Here is a 15,760-nt window from a genome sequence, read left to right as displayed (position 1 = left end):
CAAGAGATTGCCGCCATGAACATCGCATCGAAATTTGGCCCTGCCTTCACGCTTGAAAGCGCCGACGCCGCCAGCCTCGATCAACTTGAACATCAAGCGCAAGGCTGCACACGCTGCGAACTCTACAAGAACGCCACCCAGCTCGTCTTCGGCGAGGGATCGCAGAAGGCCGACATCATCCTCGTCGGCGAACAACCTGGCGACAAGGAGGATATTGCAGGACGCCCTTTCGTCGGCCCTGCCGGACGCCTGCTCGACATCTGCCTCGAGGAGGCCGGGCTCGAGCGCTCGCGATGCTACGTCACCAATGCGGTCAAGCACTTCAAGTTCGAGCCTCGCGGCAAGCGCCGCCTGCATTCGAAACCCAATGCGGGGGAGATCCAGCGCTGCTCCTGGTGGCTTGGCGCCGAAATCAATCTTGTGAGGCCGCATCTCGTCGTCGCACTTGGTGCGACGGCGCTTTACTCTCTTCTCGGCCCGAAGGTGAAGCTGACGCCCGAGCGCGGTCACATCCTCACGCCGGAGAACCATCCGCCGGTTCTCGTCACCATCCACCCTTCCTTCCTCCTGAGGATCCGCGGTGATGAGGATATCGTGCGCCAGCGCGCGAATTTCATCGCGGATCTGCGCCACGCTGTTCAATATCAAGGCAACTAGAACGAGTTATTGCCTATAAATATTGCAACGCAAAAATATTCCCGATTTACTTGGCAAATCCACTTGAAACCAGCCCGATAGTCTGGAACCTTTTCAATAGTATCGCGTTCGGACGACGGCATGTTGTGACTGGAGATCAGCGATGGCAGAAACTCGGGATGAGTGGATACAAAAACGTGCATATGCCCTCTGGGAAGAAGAGGGACACCCGACGGGAAGGGATTCCATCCATTGGGAAAAAGCAAGGGCTGAGCATGATGCGCTCAAGGGGGTATCAAAATCTCCAAACGGCAAGGAAGTGAAACCTCGGGCGAAGCGGGCCGCGGCAGCCAAGACGCAGGCACCGGCAGCAGCCGAGATCACGGATGGTGCCGAAGCCAAGAAACCTGCCAAACGGGCGGCGGCAAGCACGAAGACGAACGGCATCATCAAACCGGCCCCAAAGCGGACGGCCGTACGCAAGTCGGCTTCCTGAAGAGAAATCTTCAGATGTTGATGAAAAAGGGCGCCTTCACGGCGCCCCTTGGCTTTTTTTGTCATAAGTTTGAATTAGTTGCGCACTAATAAGGTCATGAAGCGCCAGCTTCTGTGCGGGGGTGACCACAAGCCGAATGAAACGTCCGTCTGGACAGCTCTTTAAAAAAGCTGCGTCCGCCCCTCGAAACGGGGAACAAGAGTATTTCCCGGCTGTTTATGGGCAAACAGGGAAGTCGTCATGACCCGCCGTTTAGCCCATTTCCTCATCATCCCTATCCCCGCAGTTTCAGGCTGCGGTTTTCCAGCTTCGGTGTGAGGGATGGAGATGTCGCTTCTTCTCATCGCTGCGGTGCTTTACATCGGTTTCGCGCTGGGACTTATCCTTTTCGTCGACAATATTGTCGGCGTTTTTTTTCGCGATCCGCGCAAACCGAGTGAGCTTCGTTCCTTTGCGCTGAGCCGCGCTTTCATCACCTCCCGAAAGCTGGATCAAGAATAACAAATATAAACGATCTCATTGAAAGTATTCGGCACCTATCCGATTAACGATATTTTCAGCTCGCTCTTTCCCTCGTGATCGACGCCTCTATTTTGCCATGGACCGGCGGATGAGGAATGAAAGCGATTTTTGATGGCACGGGTGGGGAGCCGCTGGCCGGGAGGCGATAGCGAAATCGGAAATTTGTTGCGCCGGAATGGTTTGGATGCAGCCGGCGTCGGATCAGTCGAAGCATGGCCAAGTTCCCTCCGACATATTGCGGAAATGGTTGTAAATTCCCGCCAGCCGAAATTCGTCGCCTGGGGTCCCGAACTCGCTTTTATTTATAATGACGCCTATGTCGCGATTTTTCCCGAACGGCATCCCGCCGCCCTCGGAAGGCCGTTTCAGCAAGTTTGGTCGGATATCTGGCCGCAATTCGAACCGATTGTGAAGGCCACGCTAAACGGCCAGTCGCAGCTCTACAAGGAACTGCACGTTCCCATGCGGCGCGAGGGGCAGACGGAAGATACCTGGTTCACCTTCTCATACACGCCGCTGCGGGACGACGACGGCAAGGTAGCCGGCATTCTCTGCGCGACCATGGAAGTGACGGATCAGGTGCTCGCAAAGCGCCGGGAGCGCCTTGCGTTGGATGAAGCGCAGGAAAAATCCGCAACACTCGCCGTCGTCAATCGCGCCGGCTCGGCAATCACGGCCGAGCTCAATGTCGACCGCCTGACGCAGATCGCCGTCGATGCAGGAGTGGCGTTGACGGCTGCTGAGTTCGGCGCCTTTTTCTACAATGTCGATGACGGCGAAGGCGGCAGTTATATGCTTTACGCGCTGTCGGGTGTCGATCGCAAACATTTCGACAAGTTTCCGATGCCGCGCAATACCAAGGTCTTCGCACCGACTTTCGGCGGCGAAGGCGTCGTTCGATCCGACGATATCCTGCTTGATCCACGCTACGGGCAGAACGCACCCTATTCCGGGATGCCGAGCGGCCACCTTCCTGTGCGCAGCTATCTCGCCGTACCCGTAAAGTCGCGCGATGGCAGCGTCATTGGCGGCCTGTTCTTCGGCCATAGCCAGCCCGGTCGTTTTTCGGATGCCGCCGAGGCAAGCCTCATCAGCTTGGCCGGCCAGTCCGCCGTCGCAATCGACAATGCCCGGCTCATCCGCGCGGCCGGGGTCGAAATTGCCCAACGCCGTGAGGCCGAGGACCAACTACGCAAGCTGAACGAAACGCTTGAGGTCCGTGTTGCTACCGAAATTCTCGAACGCCAGCAGGCCGAGGCGGCTTTGCAGCAGGCGCAGAAGATGGAATCGATCGGCAAGCTCACTGGCGGCGTCGCGCACGACTTCAACAACCTGCTGCAGGTTATTTCGGGCAATCTCCAGCTTCTCGGCAAGGATGTGACGACCAACGGCCGAGCCAAAGAGCGTATCTCCAACGCGCTGTCCGCCGTCGAGCGCGGATCGCGGCTGGCCAGCCAGCTTCTCGCTTTCGGCCGCCGCCAGCCTTTGGAGCCAAAGGTCGTCAATATCGGTCGCCTCGTCTCTGCTATGGATGACATGCTGCGCCGCGCGCTCGGCGAGGAAATCGAGGTGGAGACCATGGTTTCCGGCGGCCTCTGGAACAGTCTTGCCGATCCGATACAGATTGAAAACGCCCTGCTGAACCTTGCGATCAATTCACGCGATGCAATGAACAGCGCGGGCAAGCTCACGGTCGAGGTTGGAAACGCCTTTCTGGACGATTCCTACAGCCGTACCCATCCGGAAGTCGCGCCTGGCCAATATGTGGTACTCGCCGTCACCGATACAGGCTCAGGCATGCCACCCGAGATCATCGAGCAGGCTTTCGAACCGTTCTTCTCAACCAAGCCGGAGGGCAAGGGCACCGGTCTCGGCCTCTCCATGGTCTACGGTTTTGCCAAGCAGTCCGGTGGCCATGTGAAGATCTATAGCGAAGTCGGCGAAGGCACGACGGTGAAGCTCTATCTTCCCCGCTCATTCCAAAGCGAGGACCGGATCGCCAACGGCGACAATGCTCCGGCGACCGGCGGCACCGAGACGGTTCTGGTCGCCGAAGACGATGAGGGTGTGCGCGCAACTGTGGTCGAGATGCTGACCGATCTCGGTTATTACGTGCTGAAAGCCAAGGACGCACAGAGCGCGCTGACCGTGATCGAGAGCGGAGCGCATATCGACCTACTCTTTACCGATGTCGTCATGCCTGGTTCGTTGAAAAGCCCGGAGCTCGCGCGCATGGCCCGCGAGCGCCTGCCCAATGTCGCAGTGCTTTATACGTCGGGCTATACCGAAAACTCGATCGTCCATGGCGGCCGCCTCGATCCCGGCCTTGAACTCCTTTCAAAGCCCTACACACGGGAAGCCTTGGCGCGGAAAGTTCGCCACGTTCTCGCCAATCAGGCGCAACGCCGCCAGACCAACCCGGTGCCCTTGCCGGGCGGCGGACAGCCCCGCGGCATCGTCCAGGCCAGGCTGAAGCTTCTGCTGGTCGAGGATGATACTTTCATCCGCATGGACACTGCCGAAATCCTGCAGGATCTCGGTTATGACGTGATCGAGGCCGACAGCGGCGAACAGGGCATCGAACTCCTGCGCGGCATCGATACGAATATAGATATCATTGTTGCCGATGTCGGCCTTCCGGGCATGTCCGGCCCGGCCTTCGCAGCGCTGGCGCGCGAAGCGTTCCCCTCGGTCGGCCTCGTCTTTGCGACCGGCAACAGCAATCTGCCGGATGCGAACCGCTTTTCCGGTTCCGTGCTGCTGCCAAAGCCCTTTACCACGTCAGCGCTCGACCGCGCAGTGAAGACCGCAGCCCGCCAGCGCCCCATCGCCTAGAGCTGCACCGCTTGGGAACCACCGAGTTCCGGATATCTTTCGAACAAGTCCTTCCGGCTCATGCTGCATGTTTCCTGATTTCGCTCTCCTCACAGCGGAGCGCGAAATCCCGGAACTTTTGAGAAAGCCAGCAGTTCAGTTTCATTCACACACGTCAGAGGAGGCAGCCATGCCGAAAGGTGACAAATCCGCCTACACGGATAAGCAGAAGAGGAAGGCCGAGCATATCGAGGAAGGCTACGAGGACCGCGGTGTTTCTCACGGGGAAGCCGAGCGCCGAGCCTGGGCAACCGTCAACAAGGAAAGTGGCGGGGGCAACAAATCCGGTTCGGGCCGAGGCAAGAAGGATACGCACGAATCCTCCGAGAAGGGCGGGCGCATCGGCGGCCACGCTTCTGCGTCCCGTTCGAAAGAAGAGCGCTCGGCATCAGCCAAAAAGGCTGCAGCCACGCGCAAGCGCAACGACCAACACGCCCACCACTGAGAGGCCAACAATCAGAAACAAAGCGGCAGGTGCGCGGGCTTGGCGTTTCTCCGAAGGATTTTTACGATGGCGAAGAAGACCAAGAAATGGTCGCAGGACGTGACCGAAAACAGTGATGCGATGGACCTCAAAGAAGGCGTTTTCAAATCGAGCAATCCGAAAAAGATAGCAGAATCACTGAAACAGTCGGCTGAAAGCAGCCAGCGGCGCAAATCGAGCCCCTTCCGCTCGGCCATGTCGATGCTGACCTTCTACATCAACCGCGCCGGTGACCAGTTGACGAAGAAGCAGAAAGGCACACTTGAAAAGGCGAAGGGTGAATTGCGCAAGGATTTCGGACGCGGATCCGGACACTGAGAAATAACGAGGGCAGATGGCTTACGAACTCTATTACTGGGACGGCATTCAGGGCCGTGGCGAATTTGTGCGGCTGGCCCTCGAGGAAGCGGGTGCCGAGTATATAGACATCACCCGCCAGTCGGGTCGCGGGCGCGGCACTGGCGCCATGCTTGCCGTCATGCAGAGCGATGGCGAGGCGCTGCCCCCCTTTGCCCCGCCCTTCCTGAAAGACGGCGATCTCATTATCTCGCATGTCGCCAACATCCTCCTCTATCTAGGCCCCAAACTCGGGCTGGCGCCTGACGACGAAGGGCTACGCTATGTCGTAAACGGCCTGCAGCTCACCATCACCGATTTTGTGGCCGAAGTGCACGACACACACCATCCGATCGCGACCTCGCTCTATTACGAAGATCAGAAGGAAGAAGCGAAGGCCCGGTCTGCCGCCTTCATCAAGGAGCGTATTCCGAAATTCCTCGGCTATTTCGAAAGGGTGCTGAACCAGAATCCGGAAGGCTCGGACTATATCGTCGGCAATGCGCTCACTTATGTCGATCTCTCGCTGTTCCAAATCGTCGAGGGTCTCGTCTACGCCTTCCCGAAAGCGATGAGCAATTATCGCGGCAGTTATCCTCTCCTTGCGGCCCTTCGCGACAGGGTCGAACGCCGCCCCAACATAACTCACTACCTCAGATCCGATCGCCGCCTTGCCTTCAACACGGAAGGGATTTTCCGCCATTATCCGGAACTCGACATTGGCGTTTCCTGATCGGCTTCCTTGGATTTTTCGGGAACGATTAGTACCGCCGTCGGTTTCGCCTTTGATCCCGAGTTTCGACACGAAGGAAAGAAGAAGTAATGCCTTCCATCAAATCCGCAAAAATCCTCATCCTCGCCACCGACGGTTACGAACGCTCCGAACTCCGCGTGCCCTTGGACGAACTGACGAGGCGTGGTGCCTCCGTGAAGATCGCGTCCATTAAGGAGGGTCAGATCAAGAGCTGGGACAAGACGGATTGGGGCGACACCGTACCGGTAGACTTGCAGGCCAAGGACGTAAACATCGAGGATTTCGATGCGCTGGTCTTGCCGGGTGGCCAAATCAATCCCGACAAGCTGCGTATCGACGATAATGCCGTGAGAGTTGTCCGCGAATTCGTCGAATCCGGCAAGGTCGTTGCCGCCATCTGTCATGCGCCGTGGCTGCTGGTTGAAGTCGACGCCCTGCGTGGCCGCCAGGCTACCTCCTATTGGTCGATCAAAACCGATGTGAAAAATGCCGGAGCGACCTGGAAAGACGAGAAGGTCGTAACCGACGAGGGGATCATCACCTCCCGCTCACCCGACGATCTCGAAGCATTCGTCAATAAGATCGTCGAAGAGGTCGAGGAAGGCCGCCACGAGAAGCGCGCCGCCTGACTTATACTCCTGTTGAACTCGAAGCCCGCGGCCAGGCCGCGGGTTTTTTTGTCATTCGGGAAGCGGGTGGCGCGTCAGAAAGTCCAGCATACGGTTTTCATCTGCCCGCAGCCCCCGCAGGGGCTCGGCATCGCCCTCTTCTAACGTCTCGCCGGAACCTGACAGGGCAATGATCGACGGATGGATATAGCTGGAGCGCGAGATTGCCGGCGTATTGTGCAGCGCCTCCGCCGCAGCCTCCGACATTTCTTTCACGCTCGGTCGCCGCCCCTCGGATATGGCGCTGCGCGCCGCGCCGAAAGCGGCAAGTGAGCCCGCCCAGGTGCGGAAAGTCTTGGCCGAAATGGTGATGCCTGAAATCTCGGCGAGATAGGCATTCAGCCGACCGGAATCGATCGGCTTCAGCGCTCCGGTCTCGTCCTTCCAGACAAAGAGCTGCCGCCCCGGTAAGTCCGCAATCTCCTCCAGGATTTTCTGCAGGCGCGGATGTTTGAGGCTGCGTTGTACGCGCTTGCCGCCTTTGGCCCGGAACTTCAGCTCGATTTGGCCATCGACAATCTTCAGATGCCGCTTGAGAAGCGTCGTCGCGCCGTAGGTACCGTTTTCCTTGACATAGGCCTGATTGCCGACGCGCAGATGGGCTTCATCAAGCAGGGTCGTCAGTGCCGCGAGTACGCCGTCGATATCGTTGGCACCGGTGTCGAGATGGCGCAGGACCGTTCGCCGGATTCTGGGCAGCGCCCGGCCGAACTCGACAAGCTGATGGAACTTGCCGGCACTTCGGAAAGACTGCCAGTCCTTGTGGTAGCGGTACTGTTTGCGCCCACGCGCGTCATAGCCCGTTGCCTGCAGGTGGCCGTTCTCGTAAATGCAGATCCAGACATTGTCATAGGCCGGTGGCAGGCCCAGCGCCTGTATGCGCGCACGCTGGAGTTCATCGGCAAGTGTCGTGCCGTCCGGCAGCTGGTAGCTGAAACCCTTGCCTTTTCTTCGCCTGCGGATGCCCGGTTCGGTGTCGCTGACATAGACCAGGCCTAGCTCAGTGATGACTTCTGCATTCATTGCTGCTTATCGACCTGTTACTTGCTCCGGCGACCGAAGTGAAACCACCTGTGTCGCTCGGCCTTGCTTGCATCCTTGGGCGGCTGGGTCTGCCCCTTGGGCGCAAAGATCGCAATGCTTTGGGCATAAACCACGATCGGAGCCTCCGGTTCATGCAGCTTGAATGCGTCTTTCTCGGCGCCGGTATCGAGCACCCGCGCCCACTGGTTCAAACCGTTGACCTCGGGCAAGTGCACCTCGCAATCGCCGCCAGCGTTGAACACCAGATACAGATCGTCCATTTCTTCCGTTTCCGGAGAATGTGCACTCTTTGAGAGATAGACGCCAAGCACCTGCAGCCCGTCATCGTTCCAGGCGCCATCATCCATGAAACTGGCATCCGGCTTGTACCAGGCGATTTCAATGCGACCATCATCGGTGCTGTCGCCGGTCAGAAAGCGCTCCTGTCTCAGGACTGGATGAGCCCTGCGGAACCCGACGGCCTTCCGGCAGAAATCGAGGAACGCGTCATCGAGGCCGTCCCATTTCGTCCAGCCTATCTCGTTGTCCTGACAGTAGGCGTTGTTATTGCCGCCCTGGCTGTTGCCGACCTCATCGCCGGCAAGGATCATCGGGACGCCCTGGGAGAGCATCAGCGTCGCCATCATGTTGCGGCGCCGGCGAGCCCGCAGCCTGTTGATATCGTCATTGTCGGTCGTTCCCTCGGCCCCCATATTGTCCGAATGATTGTCTGAATGACCGTCCCTGTTGTCCTCGCCGTTTGCCTCATTGTGCTTGTCGTTGAAGGAAACAGTGTCCATCAGCGTGAAGCCGTCATGCGCCGACAGCAGATTGACCGATGATGTCGCTCCGCGATCGGAGTGATTGAACTGCACGGCCGAACCGGTGATGCGCTGCGCGATCTCCGACACCATGCCGCTATCGCCCTTCCAGAAACGGCGCACATCGTCACGGAACTTGTCGTTCCACTCGCGGAACGGATGCGGGAAGCCACCAACCTGGTAGCCGCCGGCGCCGACATCCCAGGGCTCGGCGATCAGTTTCACGCCGGCAAGGATAGGATCCTGGCGGATCGCGCCAAAGAAGAGTCCCTGCCGGTCAAACTCCAGATCCTGCCGACCAAGCGTGCTGGCGAGATCGAAGCGGAAACCATCGATATGCATCACGCCGACCCAGTAACGCAGGCTGTCGAGCACCATGCGCATGACCATGGGATGGGCGACGTTCAGCGTATTGCCGGTGCCCGTCGTATCGAAAGTATGGCGCGGATCGTCGGGCGAGAGGATGTAATAGCTCGCATTGTCGAGACCACGGAAAGACATGGTCGGTCCCTTCTCGCTGCCTTCGGCCGTGTGATTGTAGACGACGTCCATGATCACTTCGATGCCGGCGGCGTGGAACTTCTTCACCATGGTCTTGATCTCGGTGATCTTGTCGCCCGAGAGATAACGTGTCTGCGGCGCGAAGAAACCGAGCGTCTGGTAGCCCCAGTAATTGGTGAGCTTCTTCTCTTCGAGATAGCGATCATTGGGGAAGAACTGGATCGGCAGAAGCTCGATGGCGGAAATGCCGAGCTTGACGAGATGATCGATGATCGGATCGCTGCACATGCCGAGGAAGGTGCCGCGCAGTCGGTCCGGCACTTTCGGGTGTAGCATCGTCAGACCGCGCACATGCGCTTCATAGACGATCGTTTCCGTCCACGGCCGGCGGATCGCCTGCTCGCCGTCCCAATCAAAATCCGGATCCTGCACAACGCCCTTGATCATGAAGGGCGCACTGTCACGCTCATYGAAAGAAAGATCGTCCTCGCCAATTCTGTAGCCGTAGAGCGCATCGTCCCATTTGAGATCCCCAAGGACCTGCTTGGCATAGGGATCGAGCAGCAGCTTGTTGGGATTGAAGCGATGTCCGTTCTTCGGATCGTAGGGACCGTGCGCGCGGTAGGCATAGACCGTGCCCGGGCCGACGCCGGCGATGTATCCCGACCAGATATCACCCTCACGCTTCGGCAGGGGTAGTCGCGCGACTTCCTTTTTGCCGTCTGGGGAGAAGAGGCAGAGCTCCATCTGCTCCGCATGCGCGGAGAAAACAGCAAAATGCGTGCCTGAGCCGGTGTATTCCGCCCCCAGTTCCGGTTTCAGGAAGTCGAGTTCGGAAAAGGAAAAGCTCATGACGCCCCCGCTTGTTGAATGGCCAAGCGGGAAACGTCATTGCAGTGCGAAAGTTCCGTAGATAGCGATCCTTACAGCCCCATCAGGGCATCAACTGACCGCCATTGACCTCGATGATCTGGCCGGTGATGTAACCCGACAAAGTCGGCGAGGCGAGGAAGAGATAGGCGCCGACGCAATCTTCCGACGTGCCGACGAAGCCCATCGGAATCGATTTGCGCTGCAGTTCCATCTGCTCGTCATTTGTATAGCGCTCGTGGAAGGGCGTTGCGATGACGCCCGGCGCGACCGCATTGACGCGGATCTTGTCGGCGACGAATTCCTTGGCGTGACCATGGGTTATCGTCGATACGAAGCCCTTTGAAGCCGCGTAGAGGATTGCGCCATTGCCGCCGCCGTTGCGCGCCGCAATCGACGTGGTGTTGATGATGAAACCGCCCTGCTTCTTCAGCCAGGGATGGGCCGCGCGCGTTGCTGCGAGCACCGAGCGCGCATTGAGGTTCATGACCTTCTCATAGTGCTCGTCGGTATATTCTGCGGTCGGCTTGCGGCCGAGCATGCCGCCGGCATTGTTGATGAGGCCATCGAGGTGGCCGAATGTCTTCGCCGTCTCTTCGATGACGCGTTCCGTTTCGCCTTCCCTCGACACGTCGCCATGCACGAGATGAACGGTGCCGCCGGCTGCCCGGATCTCGTCGGCAAGCTGTTCTGCCGGATCGCGGCTTGAATTGTAATGCACACCGACCTTGGCGCCCTGCGCAGCGAAGGCGCGCGCAACGGCGGCGCCGATACCGGTGGAGGCACCCGTAATCAGCACGGCCCTGCCGGCGAGATCAGGAATTTTGATGGATGCAAGCGATTGAGCAAGATCTGCCATGGCGACGATAGCCTCCCGAAAAACCAAGGACATAGGTGATGAAACGATATGTGCCAGTCTTAGCAGGCGAGATCACGAAAGAGCAATGCACGAAAGAGCGAGATGGATATAGCTGGGCAACCGGTACTGCCGTTGACAAATGACCGACAGGCCATAGTCTCGGCCTTCTCGTCGCGGTGAGGGTTACCGCTCTTTGAGGGGAAAACATGCTCAAGCCCGTGAAATGGCTGCTTTTTCTATGTCTTGCTTTCGGTCTTTCAGCCCACAGGCCGGCCGATGCGCAGACGCTCGACGCGATCAAGCAAAGCAAAGCCATCCGCCTTGGCTATATCGCCGACGAGAAGCCCTTCTCGTTCAAGACGACGGATGGCAGCCCTGCCGGCTATGCGATCGATCTCTGCCGGCGCATTGCCGACGAAGTCGGCCGGAGCGTGCCCGGTCTCAAGAAAGGCTATGTCGAGACAACGCTGTTCGATGGTTTTAACGCGGTGAAGGATGGCAAGATCGATCTTCTTTGCGGTGCGACCACGATCAATCTTGCAAGGCGCGAAAGCGTCGATTTCTCCCAACCCATCTTCCTGACGGGTGCCAGCGCGCTGTTGCGCAAGGATTCGCCTGATTACCTGCAGATTCTCTTTCTCGACAAGCGACCCGTCAGCGCTGTTGACCTGAAGTCGCCGGCCCGGAGTTCGATCGGCGTGCGCGCCGGCACGACAACGGGCGCGACACTGCGCGAGGCCATCGGCCCCGACGTCCCACAGACCCGTATCGTCGATTTCGCGACGCATGAAGACGGTTTGAAGGCGCTCGAGGATCACAAAATCGATGCCTATTTCGCCGATCGCTCCCTTCTGATCGGCCTTGCCGACCGGGCGGGCAACCCCGACGAACTGGAACTCGGCAGCCGCCTTTTCACGCATGAGCCCTATGGCATCGCCATGCGGCGAGACGATTCCGCCTTTCGGCTTCTCGTCGATCGCACGCTGACGGGATTCTATATCTCGGACGATTTCCCGAAGCTGCTCAAGACCTATTTCGGTGCCGAAGCCCCGGCCCTGCGCAGCGAAATCATCATGCAATCTATCCCCGAATAAGCGAATTCAAATCCGCTCAAGCGCCACGGCAATGCCCTGGCCAACGCCGATGCACATGGTCGACAGCGAATAGCGGCCGCCGGTTTCGCCAAGTTCCAAGGCTGCCGTACCAGTGATACGGGCACCGGACATGCCGAGCGGATGGCCAAGCGCAATTGCCCCGCCATTGCGGTTCACACGCTGATCGTCATCGGTAATGCCGAGTTCACGAAGCACGGCGAGGCCCTGGCTTGCAAAGGCCTCGTTGAGTTCGATCACGTCGAACTGTTCCTGCTTCAGGCCGAGACGTGCCATCAGCTTGCGCGACGCCGGCACCGGGCCGATGCCCATGACACGCGGCGGAACGGCTCCTGCCGCACCGCCGAGAATACGGGCAATCGGCGTCAAGCCATATTTCCTGGCCGCGGCTTCCGACGCGACGACGAGGGCCGCGGCCCCGTCATTGACGCCGGAGGCATTCCCGGCCGTCACGGAGCCGCCCTGACGGAAAGGCGTCGGCAACTTGGCGAGCGCTTCCATGCTGGTCGCACGCGGATGCTCGTCCTTCGCCACGATGATCGGATCGCCTTTTCGCTGCGGGATGGTCACCGGAGTGATTTCCCTGGCAAGCCTGCCGCTTGCCTGTGCGGCCGCGGCCTTTCCTTGCGAGCGCACGGCGAAAGCGTCCTGGTCCTCACGGCTCACCTTGTAATCCTCGGCAACGTTCTCGCCGGTTTCCGGCATGGAATCGACGCCATACTGCTTCTTCATCAAGGGATTGACGAACCGCCAGCCGATCGTCGTGTCGTGGATTTCGGCAGCACGCGAAAAAGCAGTATCCGCCTTCGGCATCACGAAAGGCGCGCGTGACATGCTCTCCACGCCGCCGGCGATCATCAGTTCGGCCTCGCCTGATCGGACGGCACGCGCTGCGGTAATGACGGCATCCATGCCCGACCCGCAGAGCCGGTTGATCGTCGTGCCCGGCACAGATACCGGCAAACCGGCGAGAAGCAGCGACATGCGCGCAACGTTTCTGTTATCCTCGCCCGCCTGATTGGCGCAGCCGAAGATGACGTCGTCGACCGCCTCCCAGTCGACCGATGCATTCTTCGCCATCAGCGCCTTCAGCGGAATGGCGCCGAGATCATCGGCGCGCACGGAGGAAAGCGAGCCGCCATAACGGCCGATCGGCGTGCGGATATAATCGCAGATAAAGGCTTCGGTCATGGACTTGTCCTCAAAGTTCGGGAACGACGAGGTCGGCAACCGGCCCCTCGATATGAAGCTGCGCGCCAGTCATGGCCTGCAGTTCTTCGACGGACATGCCGGCAAGTTTTTCGCGCAGCACGAAACGTCCGTCCTTGATGTCGATGACGGCGTGGCTCGTATAAATGCGGGTGATGCAAGCCACTCCCGTCAGCGGGAAACTGCATTTTTCGACCAGCTTCGGCTCGCCGTTCTTGGTRACGTGTTCGGTGATAACGCAGACCTGCTTGGCGCCGTGCACCAGATCCATGGCGCCGCCAACTGCCGGCACGCCCTTGGCCCCGACGCGCCAGTTGGCGAGGTCGCCGTTTTGAGCGACCTGATAGGCGCCGAGGATCGCAACATCCAGATGACCGCCGCGCACCATCGCAAAGCTGTCGGCATGGTGGAAGAAGGCCGCACCCGGCTTTAGCGTCACCGCCTTCTTGCCGGCATTGATAAGGTCCCAGTCCTCCTCACCTGATGGTGGCGCCTCGCCGAAATTGAGGATGCCGTTTTCCGTGTGGAAGATCGCCTGCCGACCCGGCGGCTGATAGCGGGCAACCATTTCCGGAAAGCCAATGCCGAGGTTCACATAGGCGCCATCGGCGATGTCCTGCGCCGCCCGCCAGGCGATCTGGGCGTTTGAGAGCTTGATATCTTCTCTGGTGTCGACGGTCATATGTAGGCCACCCCGGCTCGAATGAGCTCTTCTTCCTGTTGCGGATTGGCGATCTGGACGAGGCGGTCGACAAAGATGCCGGGTGTGACGACATGCTCGGGATCGATCCCGCCGGCCGGCACGATGGTCGAGACCTGCGCGATCGTCTTGGCAGCGGCCATGCACATCAGCGGGTTGAAGTTGCGGCCGGCCTTGTTGTAGGTCAGGTTGCCGTGGACATCGCCGACTTGCGCCTTGACGATCGCGAAATCGGCCTTCAGCCAGCGCTCCTGCACATAATGGCGGCCATCGAACTCGGCGATGACCTTGCCGTCTGCAAGCTCCGTCCCGTAGCCCGTTGGAGTGTAGAAAGCAGGAATGCCAGCCCCGCCGGCGCGGATGCGCTCGGCGAGCGTGCCCTGCGGCACCAGCTCCAGTTCGATTTGCCCGGCAAGGTACCTGTCGGTGAAGGCACGCGGGTCGGATGAGCGCGGAAAGGAGCAAATCATCTTCCGCACCATGCCTGCATCGATCATGGCGGCGATGCCGATCCGGCCATTACCGGCATTGTTGTTGATGACCGTAAGGCCCTTCGGTCCCTTGTCGATCAGGGCGTGAATGAGCTCGATCGGCGCGCCGGAGCCGCCGAAACCACCGATCATGACGGTGGCGCCATCGCCGATTTCGGAGATGGCTTCCGCCGCGCTCCGGATTGTCTTGTCCATGCGGGATTTCTCCTTGCCGGATGAGGCCGCCTCGTGCCTCCCCGAGGATAGGGATAAGGCGAGAGCCACTTCATCCGCAAGGCTTTTGTGCGTTATTTGATATTTGTTCGTATATCGCACAAACTTCGCACGTAAATGTGCTCAAGCGACGGGTTACGCAGAAAGTGGTGCGTGCCCATAGACAGGAGCCATCCACCGGATGTCATAGCAAGCCGGTTATCTGTGAAATCAGATCGTCAGCAAGGCGGGTCTCAGCGACCGCCGAAGAGGAATGTGCAATAAGACGAAGACACGGTTGCGCTGACAAGATCCGGACTGCCTGGATGTTGGAACTCTGGCCGGATTGTTTTCAACCGTGTCGCTCTGCCTGACCTAGCGTCCTCTGCTTTCCCGCGACACAGGCAGTGTCGTGCTTTCCCAATGCCACTCGACATTTCCGGGCACAAAGCCGAGTTTGAGGTTCCTGCGACCAATAATTCGGCGACTTCCGGTGTTGGGTGCCAGGTGGTCGATATCCGTCAGGAAGGCGTCGAAACTGTCGCGCCAGCGTGGATCGATATGGTGGTCGGACGAAAGCATGCGTCGATACTGTTCCCGAAGGAACTTGTGCTTATGAGTTTTTGGCATGGCGCTCAGATGGGAATGCTGGGGTGTGGGAGCAATAGTGAGCGGGCCGTATAATTTGAGTTTGCGTCCCTTGTAAAGTGCCTCTTGCCGGCAAAACTGATCAGACGTCGCTTTCCTTCGGCCGGTTGGGCTCGGTCGAACTCGGCCGCGAGACGACGTAAGCAGCGCTAGCCAGGATCGATGCACCGACGGCGATCGCGAGGAAAACCGACGGCTTCGACGCGATCAGGAATACCGCGTATCCAACCGACATCCCTGTCAACGCCAACATCTTGGATTTACGGGAAATCGCGCCGTTCTCGCGCCAGTCGCGCAACGGGCCGCCAAATCGGCTATTCATGAGATAGGCCTCCAGACGCGGAGAGGACCGGCTGAAAAACCATGCCGCCAGGATCAGGAAAATCGTTGTCGGCATAAGCGGAAGGATGGCGCCGATAATGCCGAGGCCGACCATCACAAGACCAAGGCAAAGATAGACGGCCCGCTGTAGCGGGCTGCGCGATGGGCCTGGCGTAGAACTCAATTCACATACTCCCCGTCAGGCCACCATCTTCTGCCGCGATATTCAACAATTCACCCGCG

At 59.2% G+C, this 15,760-nt stretch carries 16 protein-coding genes; 8 read left to right on the top strand and 8 right to left on the bottom strand.

Translation table 11 applies throughout. The features are described from left to right. The first annotated feature begins 15 nt into the window (after positions 1-15). The 7 genes from AC1DF8_RS10850 (at position 16) to AC1DF8_RS10820 (ending at position 6,731) form a co-directional block, all read left to right on the top strand. Positions 16-657 carry a UdgX family uracil-DNA binding protein gene (locus AC1DF8_RS10850; RefSeq protein WP_478153450.1) on the top strand — a complete coding sequence of 214 codons (642 nt, stop codon included), beginning with the start codon at positions 16-18 and terminating at the stop codon, positions 655-657. A 142-nt stretch (positions 658-799) separates the two neighbouring features. Then, positions 800-1,132: a DUF2934 domain-containing protein gene (locus tag AC1DF8_RS10845; protein ID WP_183879659.1), complete on the top strand. Its 333-nt coding sequence runs from the start codon at positions 800-802 to the stop codon at positions 1,130-1,132. A 633-nt stretch (positions 1,133-1,765) separates the two neighbouring features. After that, positions 1,766-4,489 (top strand): hybrid sensor histidine kinase/response regulator, encoded by a 2,724-nt coding sequence (locus tag AC1DF8_RS10840; RefSeq protein ID WP_112969025.1) that lies wholly within the window; start codon positions 1,766-1,768, stop codon positions 4,487-4,489. 169 nt (positions 4,490-4,658) lie between these two features. Continuing rightward, positions 4,659-4,973: a plasmid stabilization protein gene (locus AC1DF8_RS10835; protein ID WP_112969024.1), complete on the top strand. Its 315-nt coding sequence runs from the start codon at positions 4,659-4,661 to the stop codon at positions 4,971-4,973. A 66-nt stretch (positions 4,974-5,039) separates the two neighbouring features. Continuing rightward, complete coding sequence (locus AC1DF8_RS10830) at positions 5,040-5,330, top strand: DUF3175 domain-containing protein (RefSeq protein WP_112546183.1); 291 nt, start codon at positions 5,040-5,042, stop codon at positions 5,328-5,330. A 16-nt stretch (positions 5,331-5,346) separates the two neighbouring features. Beyond that, positions 5,347-6,081: a glutathione S-transferase gene (locus tag AC1DF8_RS10825; protein ID WP_113202142.1), complete on the top strand. Its 735-nt coding sequence runs from the start codon at positions 5,347-5,349 to the stop codon at positions 6,079-6,081. 89 nt (positions 6,082-6,170) lie between these two features. Beyond that, a complete protein-coding gene (locus AC1DF8_RS10820; protein WP_183850094.1) occupies positions 6,171-6,731 on the top strand; it encodes a DJ-1/PfpI/YhbO family deglycase/protease in 561 nt (186 codons plus the stop codon). A gap of 51 nt (positions 6,732-6,782) precedes the next feature. Here the strand turns inward: AC1DF8_RS10820 and AC1DF8_RS10815 are convergent, their stop codons facing one another. From AC1DF8_RS10815 to AC1DF8_RS10805, 3 genes are all read right to left on the bottom strand, one after another. Next, complete coding sequence (locus AC1DF8_RS10815) at positions 6,783-7,793, bottom strand: DNA topoisomerase IB (RefSeq protein WP_478153446.1); 1,011 nt, start codon at positions 7,791-7,793, stop codon at positions 6,783-6,785. A 17-nt stretch (positions 7,794-7,810) separates the two neighbouring features. Continuing rightward, positions 7,811-9,967 (bottom strand): glycogen debranching protein GlgX, encoded by a 2,157-nt coding sequence (gene glgX / locus AC1DF8_RS10810; RefSeq protein WP_478153444.1) that lies wholly within the window; start codon positions 9,965-9,967, stop codon positions 7,811-7,813. An 82-nt stretch (positions 9,968-10,049) separates the two neighbouring features. After that, complete coding sequence (locus AC1DF8_RS10805; protein WP_478153442.1) at positions 10,050-10,844, bottom strand: SDR family NAD(P)-dependent oxidoreductase; 795 nt, start codon at positions 10,842-10,844, stop codon at positions 10,050-10,052. Between the two features lie 206 nt (positions 10,845-11,050). On the opposite strand from AC1DF8_RS10805, the gene AC1DF8_RS10800 reads away from it, so the two are divergent. Continuing rightward, on the top strand, positions 11,051-11,938 hold the full coding sequence (locus AC1DF8_RS10800) for an amino acid ABC transporter substrate-binding protein (RefSeq protein ID WP_478153440.1): 888 nt from the start codon (positions 11,051-11,053) through the stop codon (positions 11,936-11,938). Between the two features lie 6 nt (positions 11,939-11,944). Here the strand turns inward: AC1DF8_RS10800 and pcaF are convergent, their stop codons facing one another. The 5 genes from pcaF to AC1DF8_RS10775 form a co-directional block, all read right to left on the bottom strand. After that, entirely contained in the window at positions 11,945-13,147 is a 1,203-nt protein-coding gene (pcaF, locus tag AC1DF8_RS10795; RefSeq protein WP_478153438.1) for a 3-oxoadipyl-CoA thiolase, read from the bottom strand. Positions 13,148-13,157: 10 nt separating this feature from the next. Further along, positions 13,158-13,847 (bottom strand): CoA transferase subunit B, encoded by a 690-nt coding sequence (locus AC1DF8_RS10790; protein WP_113202147.1) that lies wholly within the window; start codon positions 13,845-13,847, stop codon positions 13,158-13,160. Continuing rightward, on the bottom strand, positions 13,844-14,551 hold the full coding sequence (locus AC1DF8_RS10785) for a 3-oxoacid CoA-transferase subunit A (protein WP_112546174.1): 708 nt from the start codon (positions 14,549-14,551) through the stop codon (positions 13,844-13,846). Before AC1DF8_RS10785 ends, AC1DF8_RS10790 begins: the two co-directional genes overlap by 4 nt. A 372-nt stretch (positions 14,552-14,923) precedes the next feature. Continuing rightward, on the bottom strand, positions 14,924-15,130 hold the full coding sequence (locus tag AC1DF8_RS10780; RefSeq protein WP_112969015.1) for a hypothetical protein: 207 nt from the start codon (positions 15,128-15,130) through the stop codon (positions 14,924-14,926). Between the two features lie 148 nt (positions 15,131-15,278). Then, positions 15,279-15,701 carry a YbaN family protein gene (locus tag AC1DF8_RS10775; protein WP_112546172.1) on the bottom strand — a complete coding sequence of 141 codons (423 nt, stop codon included), beginning with the start codon at positions 15,699-15,701 and terminating at the stop codon, positions 15,279-15,281. Positions 15,702-15,760 lie beyond the last annotated feature (59 nt).

The organism is Rhizobium sp. 05N49 (assembly GCF_056396805.1).
This window is presented reverse-complemented; position numbering and strand designations above follow the sequence as displayed.